Source organism: Spongiactinospora sp. TRM90649 (assembly GCF_029382225.1).
Taxonomy (GTDB): domain Bacteria; phylum Actinomycetota; class Actinomycetes; order Streptosporangiales; family Streptosporangiaceae; genus Spongiactinospora.
Genome location: NZ_JARLTC010000021.1, coordinates 1 through 15,541 on the forward strand (window position 1 = coordinate 1; position 15,541 = coordinate 15,541).

The window sequence follows — 15,541 nt, forward strand, 5'->3', positions numbered from 1 at the left end:
CCGGGTCGCCGCGCGGCGGCGCCCCAGGCCCCGCGCCCGGCCGCCGCGGAGCAGGCCCCGCCGCCGCCCACGCCGCTGCCCTCCACCGGCGAGGCGCCCTACGTCACGCCGCTGGTCCGCAAGCTCGCGACCGAACACGGGGTCGACCTCGACTCGCTGAACGGCACGGGCGTCGGCGGCCGGATCCGCAAGCAGGACGTGCTGGAGGCCGCGCGCAGCCGGCGTGAGCAGGCCTCGGCCGCCGCCGCGGCCCCGCAGCCCGCGCCGCAGGCGGCTCAGGCCGCCCCGCAGCAGGCCGCGCCCGCGCCGGCTCCCGAGCCGGTGCAGGCTGACACCGCGCTGCGCGGCCGTACCGAGAAGATGTCCAGGCTGCGTCAGACCATCGCCAAGCGCACGGTCGAGTCGCTGCAGACCTCGGCCCAGCTCACGACGGTCGTCGAGGTCGACGTCACCCGCATCGCGCGGCTGCGCGACCGCGCCAAGGCCGACTTCCTGCGCCGCGAGGGCGTCAAGCTGTCGTTCCTGCCGTTCTTCGCGCTGGCCGCGGTCGAGGCGCTCAAGCAGCACCCGAAGCTCAACGCGGTGATCAACAGCGAGACCAACGAGGTGACCTACCACGACGTCGAGCACCTCGGCATCGCGGTCGACGCCGAGAAGGGCCTCGCGGCGGTGACGGTGCGCGACGCCGGCGACCTGAACATGCCCGGCCTGGCGCGTAAGATCGCCGACCTGGCCGACCGGTTCCGCGCCAACAAGGTCAGCCCCGACGAGCTGGCCGGTGCCACGTTCACGCTCACCAACACCGGCAGCCGCGGCGCGCTGTTCGACACGCCGATCCTGTTCCAGCCGCAGGTCGGCATGCTGGGCACCGGCACGGTCGTCAAGCGGGCCGTCGTGGTGGACGACCCCGACCTCGGCGAGGTCATCGCGGTCCGCTCGATGGTCTACCTGGCCCTGACCTACGACCACCGTCTGATCGACGGGGCCGACGCCGCCAGGTTCCTCACCACCATCAAGCGCCGCCTTGAGGAAGGCCGCTTCGAGAACCAGCTCGGCCTGCCCTCCTAGGGCCGCCCCGCCCCCGGGCGGGCGAACAGACCGGCTAGCGGAAGCCGGGTCCGATGGACGCCATCGGCCCCGGCTTCCGCCGTTTCCACCGCAATTTCACATGCAGCCTGTACGTACAGGCTGCATGTATGTAATGCTGCCCTCATGACCGACTTAACCGAACGCCCCTTCGCGCCCGATCTCACCCCGCGACAGGCCGTGGACGGCCTGCTGGACCAGTACGCGGCCTTCGCCGACCTCATCGGCGGCCTGTCCCGCGAGGAACTCGACGCCCCCACCCGCTGCGCCGCCTGGGCCGTGCGCGACGTGGCCGCGCACGTCCTCGGCGGAGCGGCCGACACCGTCGCGCTGACCATCGGCACCCGCAGCCCCGACGAGCAGGCCGCGGCCCTGCGCGACACCCCCGACCTCGCCGCCGCCCTGCGCGAGGCCGTCGCCGGCCTCAAGCCCCTGCTGGCCGGCGCGGAGGCGGCGTGGGAGCAGCCGATCCCGGCCGTCCGGCGCACGCTCGGCGACGGCGTGCGCGTCCTTTGGTACGACACCTACGTCCACGACGACGACGTACGCGTGGCGACGGGCCGCCCCAGCGACCGCGGCCCCGGCCTCACCGCCTCGGTCGCCTGGATGGACGGAGAGCTCCGCTCGCGCGGCTGGGGACCCGCCGTCCTCGACCTGCCCGGCTTCGGTCAGCGCCGCTACGGCGACCCCGCCCCCGGCGTCACGCCCGTGCGCGCCGACCCGTTGGAGTTCCTGCTCACCGCCGCCGGAAGACGGGACCCCGCGCTGCTCGGCCTGGACGAGAAGGTGAACATCCATCGCGCTGCGCGGTGATCCCTACCATGGGTGCATGCGCAACCGGAAGGTGGAACAGGGCGAGGCGACGCGCGGCGCGCTCGTGGACGCCGCGATCGCCCTCTTCACGGAGAAGGGATACGCCGACTCCTCCACCGGCGAGATCGTCACCCGGGCCAACGTCACCCGGGGCGCCCTCTATCACCACTTCGCGGACAAGGAGCAGGTCTTCCGCGCCGCGCTGAGCGCGATCGAGGCCGACATCCACGACCGGGTCCTCGCGGCCACGACCGCCGTCGGCGGCGACGCGGCGGCAGGCCTGCGCGCCGGGGTCGACGCCTTCCTCGACGCCTGCCTGGAGCCCGCCGTCCAGCGGATCCTGCTGCGCGAGGGCCCCTCCGTGCTCGGCTGGGCCGACCCGGCGTACCAGTCCCCCCGCTGCGCCCGCCACCTGCTCACCTCGGGCATCGAGAAGGCGGTCGAGACGGGCATGTTCGCGCCCCAGCCCGCCGGGCCCCTGTCGGAGCTGCTCTACGGCGGGCTGATGCGGGCGGGGCTGGTCATCGCCGAGGCAGACGACCCGGCCGCCGCGCGGGCCGCCCTGGGAGCCGCCACGCACCGCCTGCTCGACGCCCTGGCCGTCGCCCGCTGCACGTAGCGGTCCCCCGCCCGGGAACTGCGTGCCTGCCGGACGATCACGGGGGCGAGGGCGTAGGTTGGCGGTATGACGATCATCTTGACGGGGGCGTCAGGTCTGCTCGGGTCCGCCCTGGGCGCCGCGCTGCGCGACGACGGGCACCGGGTCGTCCGCCTGGTGCGCAGGGCGGCGCAGGGCCAGGACGAATCGTTCTGGAACCCGGCGGAGGGCCTGATCGACCCCGGCGCACTGGAGGGCGCGCGGGCGGTGGTCCACCTGGCGGGGGCGGGCATCGGCGACCGCCGCTGGACCGACGCCTACAAGCGGGAGATCGTGCGTAGCCGGGTCGAGGGCACCCGCACGCTGGTCGACGCGCTGAGCGGGCTGAACCGCAAGCCGGAGCGCCTGCTGTCGGCCTCGGGCATCCATTTCTACGGCGACACCGGCGACCGGATCGTGGACGAGTCCGATCCGGCGGGTCAGGGCTTCCTGCCCGACCTGGTGGTCCGCTGGGAGGCCGAGGCGCAGCGGGCCGCGGCGGCCGGGATCGGGGTGACCACCCTGCGCAGCGGGCTGGTGCTCAGCGCGTCGGGCGGTTCGCTGGCCCGGATGCTGCCCGTCTTCAAACTCGGACTGGGTGCGCCGATGGGGTCGGGCAGACAGTTCTGGTCGTGGGTGAGCCTCGAAGATTGGGTGGGCTCTGTCCGATACATCCTACAGAAACCCGAAATAACTGGGCCGGTCAATGTGACTTCCCCTAACCCGGTGAACAATGTAGATTTCACTCGGTCCCTGGCCAAGGCGCTGCGTCGTCCGACGCTGCCACTCGGCGTACCGCCGGTCGCGCTCCGCCTGGCATTGGGGGGCTTCGCCGACGAGGGCATCCTGGCGGGGCCCCGGGCCATCCCGCGCAGACTGACGGAAAGCGGCTACCTATTTCGCCATAAGTCTATCAACGAAGCGTTCTCCGCAATACTCTAATTCACTCATTCATATGTCACCCATTATGGAGAGCCGTATGAGCAGGGCCGGTCAATCCCATATCCTCGCCATCGGCGGTGGATCGTTCCGACAGATGCGCTGCTACGCGTTCTGGGAGCCAAGTCCCCTGATGAGGTACGCACTGGACCTCACCGGTCAGGACCGCCCGAAGCTCGGCCTGGTGGCGACCGCGGTCGGCGACGACACCGATGTGCTGGCGAAGATGTACGGCGCATTCCAGAAATTCGACGTCGAGCTCAGCCACCTGACGGTCTTCCCGATGCCCAACGTCGAAGATCCCCGGGAATGGATCCTCGAACAGGACGCCATCTACGTCACCGGCGGCAGCGTGGCCAACCTGGGGGCGCTGTGGCAGGCGCACGGGCTCAACGAGGCGTTCGCCGAGGCGTGGCGGGCCGGCGTGGTCCTCTCCGGGCAGAGCGCGGGGGCGCTGTGCTGGCACGTCGGCGGCAACACCGACTCCTTCGGCCCGGAACTGCGCCCGTGGGCGGAGGGGCTGGCCCTGCTCCCCTACTCCTGCGGCGTGCACTACAACTCCGAGCCGCAGCGGCGGCCCCTGCTGCACCAGTCGATCGCCTCGGGCGAGCTGCCGACCGGTTACGCGGCCGACGAGGGCGTGGCGCTGCACTACGTGGGCACCGAGTTCGTGCAGGCGGTGACCATCGACCCGAACGGCTACGCCTACCGCGTCGAGGCGGACGGCACGGGCGGCGTCAAGGAGTTGCGCATCGAGCCGCGGTTGCTCACCTCCTGAGTACTACCCTGGTGGCGTGAGGGAACGACACAATCGGCACATGCGCCCCACCTTGCCCGCCGTCCCCACCGTCGCGCCCCGCTCTCGCGGCGACGGCGGCTCGCTGGCGATCGTGCGCCTCGGTGTCGACGTCCCCTATGAGCAGGCGTGGGAGTTCCAGCGCCGCATCCACGCCGGAAGGGTGAGCGGCGCCGCCCCCGACGCCTGCATGATGCTCGAACACGCGCCGGTCTACACCGCGGGCCGGCGCACCGCCCCGCACGAGCGTCCCGCCGACGGCACCCCCGTGATCGACGTCGACCGGGGCGGGCGGATGACCTGGCACGGCCCGGGGCAACTGGTCGGCTACCCGATCATCAAGCTGTCCTCCGCGCTCGGCGTCGACGGCTATGTCCGGCTGCTGGAAGACGTGCTCATCCAGGTGTGCGCCGACTTCGGCGTCGCCGTCCGGCGCGTGCCCGGCCGCAGCGGGGTCTGGGTCGGCGAGGGCGACGACGCCCGAGGCGTCGGGGCCATCGGGATCCGCTTCAGCCAGGGCGTCACCATGCACGGGTTCGCGCTCAACTGCGCGACCGACGTGAGCTGGTTCGACCGCATCGTGCCGTGCGGGATCGAGGGCGCGCGGGTGACCTCGCTCTCGGCCGAGACCGGCCGCCGGATCGTGGTGGACGAGGTCGTCCCGTACGCGGAGAAGCGTCTCGCCGAGGCGCTGGGCGCCGAGCCGTACGACTTGCCGGAAGAAGACGTTCTGCGGCCATGATCTCCTGACATCTCCTCTATCGGCTGTCATGCTGGTCGGATGGCTGCCCCCAGGACCATGGCCTCTCCGGCGCCGTCCGCCGAAGCCGCCGACTGGGCACGGCGAATCGCCGCCTATCTGCTCGCCTCCATCGTGCATCTGAGCACGCTCGCCTTCCTGGCGACCGGCGTCTGGACGATCGTCCGCGCCCCGCAGTACCTCTTCTCCTGGCTGTTCGGCGGGCTGCTCACCGCCATCGGCGTCACCCTGCGCCCCAGGACGGCCCGCGCGGCCCGGGACGCCGAGCCGCTGGACCCGGCCGCGACCCCCCGCCTGCACGCCGCCGCCTCACGCGTGGCCGCCCGGATGGGCGTCCCCGAACCTGAGATGATCATGATCCGGGACCTCGCGGTCGGCGCGTCCTACGAGAGGATCGGGCTGCGGCGCAGGCGCGTGCTCACCATCGGGCTGCCGCTGTGGCTGGCGTTCGACCCCGGCCACCGGGTGGCCCTGCTGGCCAAGGCGTTCTCCAGGGGGAACGAGACCGACGACCTGGTCCTCGGCGGCGCCCTGGCGACGCTCGGCGAATGGCGCGGCGCGCTGCTGGCCAGCGCCCCGCTCACCTCGCGCGAGGAGGCCAACCGGCAGATGCAGATGACGCTCGGCGCGTTCGCCCCCGACACCTCCTACGAGGTCGCGGGGTTCTTCGGCCGGGTGCTCGGGCGGGTGCTGGGCGGGCCGGTGCTGCTGATCGAGCACGTGCTGCGGCGCATGGTGCGCGGCGGCGAGCGCCGCGCCACCGAGGAGGCGGCCCGGCGGGCGGCCCTGGCGGCCACGCCGGCCGCGCTCGCGGGTGTGGAGCAGGCCATGGCCGCGCCCGGGAGGCTGATCACCCCGCTGCACTCCGCCGCGCTGCGCGGCGAGAAGGCCCCCGTCGTACGGCAGGTCGCCCTGGAGCGCGCCGCGGACTCCCCCGGCACCGCCGCCGACGACCTGCTGACCGAGGGCGAGTCCGCCGCGGTGGACGACGAGCTGCTCCCCCACTACACCCGCGCCCTGCCCGGTCTCGGCCTGCTCGGCTGACGCCCGCGACGCCCGAAAAGCGTAGGGGCAGGACCCCGTCGAGCCCGCGCCCGGCAGGGACATAAGCTGGATGCGTGACCGTTGCTCCTGATGGCCGAAAGCTCCTCCGCCTTGAGGTGCGAAACAGCCAGACCCCGATCGAGCGCAAGCCCCCCTGGATCAAGACCAGGCTGAAGACGGGCCCCGAATACACCGCGCTGAAATCGCTGGTGCGGCGCGAGGGCCTGCACACGGTCTGTGAGGAAGCGGGCTGTCCCAACATCTACGAGTGCTGGGAGGATCGCGAGGCGACCTTCCTCATCGGCGGCGACCAGTGCACCCGGCGCTGCGACTTCTGCCTGATCGACACCGGCAAGCCCGCCGGCTACGACCGGGACGAGCCGCGCCGGGTGGCCGAGTCCGTCCAGCGGATGGGGCTGCGCTACGCCACGGTGACCGGCGTCGCCCGCGACGACCTCCCCGACGGCGCGTCCTGGCTGTACGCCGAGACCGCCAGGCAGATCCACGCGGCGGTGCCCGGTTGCGGCGTCGAGCTGCTGGTGCCCGACTTCAACGGTGAGCGCGGGCTGCTGGAAGAGGTCTTCTCCAGCGCTCCCGAGGTGTTCGCGCACAACGTCGAGACCGTCCCGCGGATCTTCAAGCGGATCCGCCCCGGGTTCCGTTACGACCGTTCGCTGGGGGTGCTCACGATGGCCCGCGAGGCCGGGCTGGTCACCAAGTCGAACCTCATCCTGGGGATGGGCGAGACCCGTGACGAGATCGTCGAGGCGATGCGCGACCTGCACGAGGCCGGTTGCGACCTGCTGACCCTCACCCAGTACCTGCGGCCCTCCCCGCGCCACCATCCGGTGGACCGCTGGGTCAAGCCGGAGGAGTTCGTCGAGCTGCAGGGCGAGGCCGAGCGGATCGGCTTCGCGGGCGTGCTGTCCGGCCCGTTGGTCCGCTCGTCCTACCGGGCGGGCAGACTTTACCAGCAGGCCGTCGAATCCCGCCAGACCACCACGGGCTAGAGGTTCGCGCCCACCGTTCCCGGTCCCCGGTCCCATCCGGAGGCCGGGTTCGTTTTCGCCTGCTGACCGTCCCGTTTGTATGCTTCGTTACATGGCGAAGAAGCCCTCAGACCCCGCGAACGCAGACCGCCCGGGGCGTATGAAGCAGCTCCGGATGATCGCGCAGATCATCAAACAGGCGAATCCCAAGTGGATGCCCATCGTCTACGCGTCCGCGCTGGGCACGTTCGCCCTGGCAGTGGTGATCGGTGTCGTCACCGGCTGGTTCTGGTACATGCTCGTGCTGGGCATCCCGCTGGCACTGATCGTCGGCCTGGTCATCTTCGGCCAGTTCGCGCAGCGCGCCCAGTACAGCCTGCTCGACGGCCAGCTCGGCGCCGCGGCGGCGATCCTGCAGAGCATGCGCGGCAAGTGGGACGTCACGCCCGCCGTGGCGGTCAACCGCGACCAGGACGTCATCCACCGCGTGGTCGGCTTCCCCGGCATCGTGCTGGTGTCGGAAGGCCCCGGCTCGCGCGTGCAGCGGATGCTCGTGGCGGAGAAGAAGCGCCTGCAGCGCGTCGCCATGGAGGTGCCCGTCTACGACGTGCAGTGCGGCGACGGCGAGGGCCAGATCCCGCTGCCCAAGCTGCAGCGCCACCTGATGAAGCTGCCGCGCAACCTGAAGAAGCCCGCCGTGGAAGAGGTCAAGTCCCGGCTGCGGGCGCTGCCGCAGAACATCCCGGTGCCCAAGGGCCCGATGCCGCGCAACGCGCGGATGCCGCGCGGCGGCGGTCCCCGGCCCAAGATCCGTTGACGCCCGAGACCTACGGCGTCGCCCGCCGCGAGGTCGGCGCGGAGATCACCGCCCGCGCCAACCGGGGCTGGTGGGACTCCGCCGCCGACTGGTACCAGGGTGAGCACGGCGAGTTCCTGCGCGACGTGGGCTTCGTGTGGTGCCCCGAGGGGCTCGACGAGGCCGACGCGCGCCTGCTGGGCGACGTCGCGGGCCGCCGGGTGCTGGAGGTGGGCTGCGGCGCGGGACAGGCCGGGCGCTGGCTGACCTCTCAGGGCGCCCAGGCGGCCGGTTTCGATCTGTCGGCCAGGCAGCTCGCGCACTCCCGGCGGATCGACGAGGAGACCTCGGTGGCGCTGCCGTCGGTGCAGGCCGACGCGCGGCGGATGCCGTTCGCGGCGGAGAGCTTCGACCTGGCGTGCTCGGCGTTCGGGGCGCTGCCGTTCGTGGCGGACGCGGGGGCGGTGCTCGGTGAGGTGCGGCGGGTGCTGCGGCCGGGCGGGCTGTTCGTGTTCGCGGTGAGCCATCCGGTGCGGTGGGCGTTCCCCGACGACCCGGGGGCGCCGGGGCTGACGGCCGACCGGTCGTACTTCGACCGCACGCCGTACGTGGAGGTCGGCGCCGACGGCACGCCCGCCTACGTCGAGCACCACCGCACGATGGGCGACTGGATCGGGCTGATCGTGGCGGCCGGGATGCGCGTCACCCGCCTGCTCGAACCCGAGTGGCCGCGCGGCCACGATCGGGAGTGGGGCGGCTGGAGCCCGTTGCGCGGCGCCCACCTCCCGGGCACCGCGATCTTCACCTGCGCGCGCTGAGCCGTCTGTCGGCGGCGCGGGTCAGGCGCGGGTCACAGCGGATCAGAGGTGGACGACGACGGTGCCCGCGGCGCGGTCGTGCAGGCCGCGCCGGTCGCGGTCCCACACCAGGGCGGGGATGGCCAGGCAGAGCAGCAGCGTGCGCAGCAGCACGGCCGGGACGGCGGGCCTGCCGCCGTCTGCCGAGGCCACCCGGATGCCGGTGAGCCGCATGCCGAGCGTCATGCCCATGGTGCCGACGAGCAGGATGTACTCGGCCGCGAGGATCGCGATCGGCACGAGCGGGTACTCGTTGGCGGGAACGCCGAAGATGCCCTGGGTGATCGCCCAGGTGCAGATGAGCCAGTCGATCAGCAGTGCGCCGACCCGGCGCGGCCAGCTCGCCATCGAGCCGCTGCCCTCGCGGGGCAGCCCGAGGCGGGCCTCCGACTCACCGGAATCACCGGATTCGCCGGGCTTGTCGTCGCCCCGGATGCCGATCAGCAACGACTGCGTCCAGCGGGGGCCCTGCCTGCTGCTCATACACGTACCGTATCCGGCCGGGAGCGCGGTCCCGCACTTCACCCGCCCGCGACGCGCCCCCGAGCCGGGACGATCCGCTTAACACGTGCGAAACAAACGAGACACGGGTAGGAAACGGCCCGCTCGTACGGTCGGCATTGCTAGCCCTTGCCCATGGGAGGTTCGAGAGTGTTCAACTCCGCAGACGAGGTCCTGACGTTCATCAGGAACGAAGAGGTGAAGTTCGTCGACGTCAGGTTCACGGACCTGCCGGGCACGACGCACCACTTCACCTTCCCCGTTGAGAACTTCGGCGCCGGCGTGTTCAGCGACGGCCTGATGTTCGATGGTTCGTCCATCCGTGGTTTCCAGGCGATCCACGAGTCGGACATGCTGCTCCTGCCGGACCCCACCACGGCGGTCCTCGACCCGTTCCGGGAGCACAAGACGCTCAACATCAACTTCTTCGTGCACGACCCGCTGACGGGCGAGGCGTACAGCCGCGACCCGCGCAACGTGGCACGCAAGGCCGAGGAGTACCTCAAGGGCACCGGCATCGCCGACACCGCCTACTTCGGTCCCGAGGCCGAGTTCTACATCTTCGACGACGTGCGGTTCGAGACCTCGGCGAACGCCGGTTACTACTACATCGACTCGATCGAGGGCGCCTGGAACACCGGCAAGGCCGCCGAGGGCGGCAACCTGGGCTACAAGCCGCGCTACAAGGGCGGCTACTTCCCGGTGCCGCCGATGGACCACTTCACCGACCTGCGCTCGGAGATGGTCACCAAGCTCATGGAAGTCGGCATCGACGTCGAGATGCAGCACCACGAGGTCGGCACCGCGGGCCAGGCGGAGATCAACTTCAGGTTCGGCCCGCTGATGAAGTCCGCCGACACCATGATGCTCTTCAAGTACGTCATCAAGAGCACGGCGCTGGAGTACGGCCACACGGTCACCTTCATGCCCAAGCCGATCTTCGGTGACAACGGCTCGGGCATGCACTGCCACCAGTCGCTCTGGAAGGACGGCGAGCCGCTCTTCTACGACGAGGTCGGCTACGCGGGCCTGTCCGACACCGCCCGCTACTACATCGGCGGCCTGCTCAGGCACGCCCCGGCGCTGCTGGCCTTCACCAACCCGACGGTGAACTCCTACCACCGCCTGGTGCCGGGCTACGAGGCCCCGGTGAACCTGGTCTACTCCCAGCGCAACCGCTCGGCGTGCGTGCGCATCCCGATCACCGGCTCCAACCCGAAGGCCAAGCGCATCGAATTCCGGGTGCCCGACCCGTCGGCCAACCCGTACTTCGCCTTCGCCGCCATGCTGATGGCCGGCATCGACGGCATCCGCAACAAGATCGAGCCGCCGGAGCCGGTGGACAAGGACCTCTACGAGCTTCCCCCGGAGGAGGCCCGCAACATCCCGCAGGTGCCCGGCTCGCTCACCGAGGTCCTCAACGCCCTGGAGGCCGACCACGACTTCCTCCTCGAAGGCGGCGTGTTCACTCCGGACCTGATCGAGACCTGGATCGCCTACAAGCGCGAGAACGAGGTCGACCCGATCCGCCTGCGCCCGCACCCGCACGAGTTCGAGCTGTACTACGACGTCTGATCAGCCGATCACCCTTCAGGGGCCGTCCGTCGCCGCCGCGAGGCCGCGATCGACGGCCCCTGGCGGTTTCCCCCGGACTCTTACTTTGAGCTTATCCATCGCGACTTAGCGTGGTTCTCGCCTGCTCTTGGAGGGGAGGTGGGTACGCGAAAGCCGCGAGTCCCTGATCGCATTTTCGCGTCGCGTGGCCGTACGGCGTAGGCAGGCGGGCCGGGCGGTGGGCGCCGCCGAGCACGGGAGCGCCCGGCGCACGGCCGGAGTCCGCGGTCGCGACGGCGAGAACGACCGGTTGCCGCGGTGGGCACGGAAGTGGCGCCGTGCCCACCGTCCCCGTCAAAGGGCTTCACGGCCGGTCGGCGGGCCGACGGGCCGCCGGTTGCGGGACGAGTTCGCCGGCGCGGGTTCGCCATGGACCTCGGCCCGGCCGGCCGGTTCGAGGCCGAGGGCCGAGCGCGGTCCCGCAACCGCCGCGGGCGGCGAGGCCGGAACCGTATCGTCACCTCCGGTTCCGGATCCACCGGCCGCGGACCGCGGACCTCGCTACGGACGCGAGGCGGTCACTTACCGAACCGGCCGCGCATGCCGGTCATCCTGCGCAGGGCGTCCCACCAGAACGGCGCGCCGAACAGCAGCGCGGCCAGTGAGATGAGGAACCCGGGCCAGTGCCCCGGTGTGATCAGCCTGGACGCCCACCCGCTGAAGTTCCAGGTGACGGCGGGGCTCCCCTCCGTGCCGTCGGGGGGCATGCGGATGCTGACCACGGAGTGCTCGAAGATCTGCGTCAGGGCGGGCGAGCTGAGCGTCTCGGTGACGCACGCGTACGGCTCGGCCGAGGCCCCCGTCGCGGTGCAGCGGTCCTTCAGGGCGGCCAGCCCTTCGGCCCCGCCGCCCGCGATCGACGACACCCCGGCGCGGAAGGCGTTGTCGCGCAGCAGCGCCTTGCCGTACTCCAGGGCGTCCATGCTGAACAGCAGCACGACGAGCAGCCCGATGGAGGCCACCACCCAGCGGACGTACCGCCGGTAGAGCAGGGTGAGCCGCTGCATCTCGCCGTCGAACCACTCCTCGGTGCCCTTGCGGAAGCGCTCCAGGTCGTTGGCCGCGCTCTTCCACACGCCGGACAGGTGGCCGTACAGCGGGCTGCCCGCGGCGTTGAGCCGGTCGAGCAGGCCGGGGACGCCCTTCGGCTCGGCCGAGACCAGTTCCATGACGGCGAAGGCGAAGCGGGGCGGCGGGATGGTGGAGATGGCGGTGCGGCCGCGCTTGGGATGGTCGATCTCGCGTAGCCGCTCGTACAGGTTGAGGGTCAGGTCGGGCCGGGCATCGCCCCGCGCCTCGTCACCGGAGTCGCCGGAGGGGCCCGGGACGCCGGGGGCGCTCACCACGGCGGGGGCGGGCTCGGGTGTGTGCTCGGGCCGTGGGTCCTCGGCGAACGGCAGTTTGAAGAAGACGTCGCGGATCCGCTTCGGAATCCACGACTTGCCGTCCGGGGAGGGCCCGTCGAGCGTGTCGCGCAGGTACGCCCATAAGAACTTGCTGCGGATGGCGAGCAGCCGGACCACGCCCTCGTTGAGTCCGCTCACCAGCAGGGAGAGCAGCAGGAACGCGACGGCCAGGCCGATGGCCAGGTCAAGATAGACGGATATCATCGTTGATCACCCGCACTGTTGATACACGCCGCCCGCGCCGCCCGCAACGAATTCGACGAGATTCAGCCGGTGTCCGAGCCGTAGAAGACGCGATCGACCACCTGGCGGGCGCGGCGGGTGGTCCGGCGGTAGTCGTCGAGCATGTCTTCTGAGGCGTCGGGGGCGTAGCCCAAGGCGCGGGAGAGCAGCACCCGCTCGCGCATGCCGCTCGGAATCGAGTCGCCCGCCCTGCCCTTGATCAGCATGATCGCGTCGCGGATGCGCGAGGCGAAGCGCCACGCGGTGGACAGGGTCTCGGCGTCGGCGGCGGTGAGCAGCCCGGCGTCGGCGGCGGCGCGCAGCGCGTCGAGGGTGCGGGTGGTGCGCAGCTCGGGAACGTCGGCGGCGTGCTGGAGCTGGATGAGCTGGGCCACCCACTCGACGTCGGACAGCCCGCCGGGGCCGAGTTTGGTGTGCATGGCGGGGTCGGCGCCCCTGGGCAGCCGCTCGGCCTCCATCCGGGCCTTGAGCCGCCGGATGTCACGGACCGCCGAATCGGACAGGCCGCCCTTGGGGTATCGCATCGGGTCGATCAGCGCGGTGAAGCGCTCGCCGAGCCCGGGGTCGCCCGCCGAGAACCGGGCCCGCAGCAGCGCCTGCGCCTCCCAGGGGGCCGACCAGCGCGCGTAGTAGGCGGCGTAGGAGGCCAGGCTGCGCACCAACGGCCCCTGGCGGCCCTCTGGGCGCAGGTCGGGGTCGATGTGCAGCGGCGGGTCGGGGGCGGGCACGGCCAGCAGCCGCCGCAGCTCGCCCGCCACCGCGTAGGCGGCGTCGCTCGCCTCCTTCTCCCCCGCGCCCGGCAAGGGGTCGTGCACGAACATCACGTCGGCGTCGCTGGCGTAGGACGACTCGAACCCGCCGAGGCGTCCCATCGCGATCACGGTGAACCGGGTGGGTGACACGGCTCCCCGATCGGCCTCGGTCTTGCCGAGTGCGGCGTCGAGCGCCGCCTGGATGGTGACGTCGTTCAGTTCCGACAGTGCCATGCCCACCTGCTCGATGTCGCGCTCGCCGACGAGATCGGCGACCGCCGTACGGAACAGTTCCCTGCGGCGCAGCGCGCGCGCCGCGACGACGGCGCTCTCGGCGTCGTCATGGCGTCCCACCGCCGCCGCGGCCTCGGCCGCCAGCGCCCGCGCCGGCCTGGCCGGCAGCTCGGCCTCGGAGCCGAGCATCGCGACGGCCTCGGGGGCGTGCAGAAGGAGCCCGGTCACATAACGGCTGGTGCCCAGCAGCCTGGCCATCCGCGAGGCGACGGCGGTCTCGTCGCGCAGCAGGCGGAGATACCAGGGGGTGGTGCCGAGTTTGTCACTGACCTGGCGGAAGCCGAGCAGCCCGGCGTCGGGGTCGGGCGCGTCGGCGAACCAGCCGAGCATCACGGGCAGTAGCGTACGCTGGATCGCCGCGCGGCGGGACACCCCGGTGGTCAGCGCGGCGATGTGACGCAGCGCGCCCTCGGGGTCGGCGTAGCCGAGCGCCTCCAGCCTGGCCTTTGCGGCGGTCGTGGACAGCCGCGTCTCGTCGCCGGGCAGCCGCGCCACGGCCTGGAGCAGCGGCCGGTAGAACAGCTTCTCGTGCAGCCGCCTGGCCTCCATGGCGTGGCGTTTCCAGCGGGTGGTGAACTCGCCGACGGGGTCGGTGGTCATGCCCAGGGCGCGGCCGATCCGGCGCAGGTCGGTGACGTCGTGCGGCACCACGTGGGTGCGGCGCAGCCGGTGCAGTTGCAGCAGGTGCTCGACCTGGCGCAGGAAGGCGTACGCCTCGGCGAGGGTCTTGGCGTCGTCGCGGCCGACGTAGCCGCCCCTGGACAGCGCGGCCAGGGCGGGCAGGGTGGCGCGGCGGCGGAGCAGCGGGTCGTGCCTGCCGTGCACGAGTTGCAGGAGCTGGACCGCGAACTCGATGTCGCGCAGCCCGCCCGGCCCGAGTTTGAGCTGCCGGTCCTGTTCGTCGGCGCGGACGTGCGCCTCGACCCTGCGCCGCATGGCCTGCACGTCTTCGACGAAGTTCTCCCTGGTCGCGGCCTGCCACACCAGGTCGCCGACGGCGGCGGTGTAGGCCGCGCCCAGTTCGGCGTCGCCCGCGACGGGCCGGGCCTTCAGCAGCGCCTGGAACTCCCAGGTCTTGGCCCAGCGGCGGTAGTAGGCCAGGTGGCTGGCGAGGGTGCGGACCAGCGGGCCGGAGCGGCCCTCGGGGCGCAGCGCGGCGTCGACCTCCCACAGCGCGCCCTCGGGGGTGCTCATCGAGCAGGCGCGCATCATGCCCTGGGCCAGGCGGGTGGCCGCGCGCAGGGCCTTGGTCTCGTCCACGCCCTCGCGCGGCTCGGCGACGAAGACCACGTCGACGTCGCTGATGTAATTCAGCTCGCGGGCACCGCACTTGCCCATGCCGATCACGGCCAGGCGCGCGGCCCCGGCGTCGTCGGACGCGGCGGAGTCGGCCCTGGCGATCGCCAGACCGGCCTCCAGGGCGGCCCCGGCGAGGTCGGACAGCTCGGAGGTGACCTCGCCGAAGGTGGCCGACCCGGTGACGTCGCGGGCGGCCAGGCACAGCAGGTGGCCCCGGTAGGCGACGCGCAGCGCGGCGGCGGTCTCCACGCCGCTCTCGCCCGCCCTGGGCTCCGGGTCGCCGGGATCGGCCCCGACGGCCCGCAGCAGGTCGGCACGCAGCTCCTCGCGGGAGGCCCGGCGGACGGCCGACGGATCTCCGAGCGGCCGCCAGTGCCCGGGATGGCGCACCACGTGCTCGCCCAGCGCCGCGCTCACCCCGAACACGCCGAGCAGCCGCTCACGCAGCCCCGGGTCGCCGCGCAGCGCGCCCAGCACGCTCGGGTCGCGCTCGGCCAGCCGGTTCAGCGACGTCAGCGCGAGGTCGGGGTCGGCCACGGCGACCAGATCGGACAGCAGGCCGAGGTCGCCCACCGCCTCCGGCCCGAGTTCGTCGAGCAGGCGCTCGGCCCGCGCGCCCTCGGCGAAGCCGAGCCGCGCCAGCCGCCCTGCCGTGGTCTCCATGCGGGGCACCGTCATCACCGTTCCTTCCCCGCGCGCGGCACGAGCGGCGCCG

14 protein-coding genes are annotated in these 15,541 nt (G+C 72.1%); 11 read left to right on the top strand and 3 right to left on the bottom strand.

All coding sequences use genetic code 11. From position 1 onward, the window contains the following. The 10 genes from sucB to P3X83_RS23825 all read left to right on the top strand — a co-directional run. A partial coding sequence (sucB, locus tag P3X83_RS23780) for a 2-oxoglutarate dehydrogenase, E2 component, dihydrolipoamide succinyltransferase (protein ID WP_277307397.1) occupies positions 1 to 1,068 on the top strand: 1,068 nt, incomplete at its 5' end. 144 nt (positions 1,069 to 1,212) lie between these two features. Then, entirely contained in the window at positions 1,213 to 1,899 is a 687-nt protein-coding gene (locus tag P3X83_RS23785) for a maleylpyruvate isomerase family mycothiol-dependent enzyme (protein WP_277307398.1), read from the top strand. Between the two features lie 16 nt (positions 1,900 to 1,915). Beyond that, on the top strand, positions 1,916 to 2,518 hold the full coding sequence (locus P3X83_RS23790) for a TetR/AcrR family transcriptional regulator (protein ID WP_277307399.1): 603 nt from the start codon (positions 1,916 to 1,918) through the stop codon (positions 2,516 to 2,518). 66 nt (positions 2,519 to 2,584) lie between these two features. Then, complete coding sequence (locus P3X83_RS23795) at positions 2,585 to 3,478, top strand: TIGR01777 family oxidoreductase (protein WP_277307400.1); 894 nt, start codon at positions 2,585 to 2,587, stop codon at positions 3,476 to 3,478. Positions 3,479 to 3,608: 130 nt separating this feature from the next. Continuing rightward, entirely contained in the window at positions 3,609 to 4,253 is a 645-nt protein-coding gene (locus P3X83_RS23800) for a peptidase E (protein ID WP_346742741.1), read from the top strand. Positions 4,254 to 4,293: 40 nt separating this feature from the next. Next, positions 4,294 to 5,013, top strand: a complete 720-nt coding sequence (gene lipB, locus P3X83_RS23805) for a lipoyl(octanoyl) transferase LipB (RefSeq protein ID WP_277307402.1) — start codon at positions 4,294 to 4,296, stop codon at positions 5,011 to 5,013. 39 nt (positions 5,014 to 5,052) lie between these two features. Further along, positions 5,053 to 6,075: a hypothetical protein gene (locus P3X83_RS23810; RefSeq protein WP_277307403.1), complete on the top strand. Its 1,023-nt coding sequence runs from the start codon at positions 5,053 to 5,055 to the stop codon at positions 6,073 to 6,075. 74 nt (positions 6,076 to 6,149) lie between these two features. Next, on the top strand, positions 6,150 to 7,085 hold the full coding sequence (gene lipA / locus P3X83_RS23815) for a lipoyl synthase (protein WP_277307404.1): 936 nt from the start codon (positions 6,150 to 6,152) through the stop codon (positions 7,083 to 7,085). A gap of 91 nt (positions 7,086 to 7,176) precedes the next feature. After that, entirely contained in the window at positions 7,177 to 7,881 is a 705-nt protein-coding gene (locus P3X83_RS23820) for a DUF4191 domain-containing protein (protein ID WP_277307405.1), read from the top strand. Further along, positions 7,878 to 8,678: a class I SAM-dependent methyltransferase gene (locus P3X83_RS23825; protein WP_277307406.1), complete on the top strand. Its 801-nt coding sequence runs from the start codon at positions 7,878 to 7,880 to the stop codon at positions 8,676 to 8,678. The genes P3X83_RS23820 and P3X83_RS23825 overlap by 4 nt, the downstream gene beginning before the upstream one ends. 42 nt (positions 8,679 to 8,720) lie before the next feature. Here P3X83_RS23825 and P3X83_RS23830 read toward each other — a convergent pair whose 3' ends face one another. After that, a complete protein-coding gene (locus P3X83_RS23830; RefSeq protein ID WP_277307407.1) occupies positions 8,721 to 9,200 on the bottom strand; it encodes an RDD family protein in 480 nt (159 codons plus the stop codon). Between the two features lie 168 nt (positions 9,201 to 9,368). Here P3X83_RS23830 and glnA point away from each other — a divergent pair, with 168 nt between their 5' ends. Beyond that, positions 9,369 to 10,793: a type I glutamate--ammonia ligase gene (gene glnA / locus P3X83_RS23835; protein WP_277307408.1), complete on the top strand. Its 1,425-nt coding sequence runs from the start codon at positions 9,369 to 9,371 to the stop codon at positions 10,791 to 10,793. A 557-nt stretch (positions 10,794 to 11,350) separates the two neighbouring features. Here glnA and P3X83_RS23840 read toward each other — a convergent pair. Continuing rightward, entirely contained in the window at positions 11,351 to 12,442 is a 1,092-nt protein-coding gene (locus tag P3X83_RS23840) for a hypothetical protein (protein ID WP_277307409.1), read from the bottom strand. 62 nt (positions 12,443 to 12,504) lie between these two features. Continuing rightward, positions 12,505 to 15,504: a bifunctional [glutamine synthetase] adenylyltransferase/[glutamine synthetase]-adenylyl-L-tyrosine phosphorylase gene (locus tag P3X83_RS23845; RefSeq protein ID WP_277307602.1), complete on the bottom strand. Its 3,000-nt coding sequence runs from the start codon at positions 15,502 to 15,504 to the stop codon at positions 12,505 to 12,507. Positions 15,505 to 15,541: the final 37 nt, after the last annotated feature.

Bases quoted from the DNA above. Each gene is read 5' to 3' on its own strand.
- P3X83_RS23790 (WP_277307399.1), top strand. From the start codon at position 1,916: ATGCGCAACCGGAAGGTGGAACAGGGCGAGGCGACGCGCGGCGCGCTC.
- P3X83_RS23795 (WP_277307400.1), top strand. From the start codon at position 2,585: ATGACGATCATCTTGACGGGGGCGTCAGGTCTGCTCGGGTCCGCCCTG.
- P3X83_RS23820 (WP_277307405.1), top strand. From the start codon at position 7,177: ATGGCGAAGAAGCCCTCAGACCCCGCGAACGCAGACCGCCCGGGGCGT.
- lipB (WP_277307402.1), top strand. From the start codon at position 4,294: ATGCGCCCCACCTTGCCCGCCGTCCCCACCGTCGCGCCCCGCTCTCGC.
- P3X83_RS23830 (WP_277307407.1), bottom strand. From the start codon at position 9,200: ATGAGCAGCAGGCAGGGCCCCCGCTGGACGCAGTCGTTGCTGATCGGC.
- P3X83_RS23800 (WP_346742741.1), top strand. From the start codon at position 3,609: ATGAGGTACGCACTGGACCTCACCGGTCAGGACCGCCCGAAGCTCGGC.
- P3X83_RS23845 (WP_277307602.1), bottom strand. From the start codon at position 15,504: ATGACGGTGCCCCGCATGGAGACCACGGCAGGGCGGCTGGCGCGGCTC.
- P3X83_RS23785 (WP_277307398.1), top strand. From the start codon at position 1,213: ATGACCGACTTAACCGAACGCCCCTTCGCGCCCGATCTCACCCCGCGA.
- P3X83_RS23810 (WP_277307403.1), top strand. From the start codon at position 5,053: ATGGCTGCCCCCAGGACCATGGCCTCTCCGGCGCCGTCCGCCGAAGCC.
- P3X83_RS23840 (WP_277307409.1), bottom strand. From the start codon at position 12,442: ATGATATCCGTCTATCTTGACCTGGCCATCGGCCTGGCCGTCGCGTTC.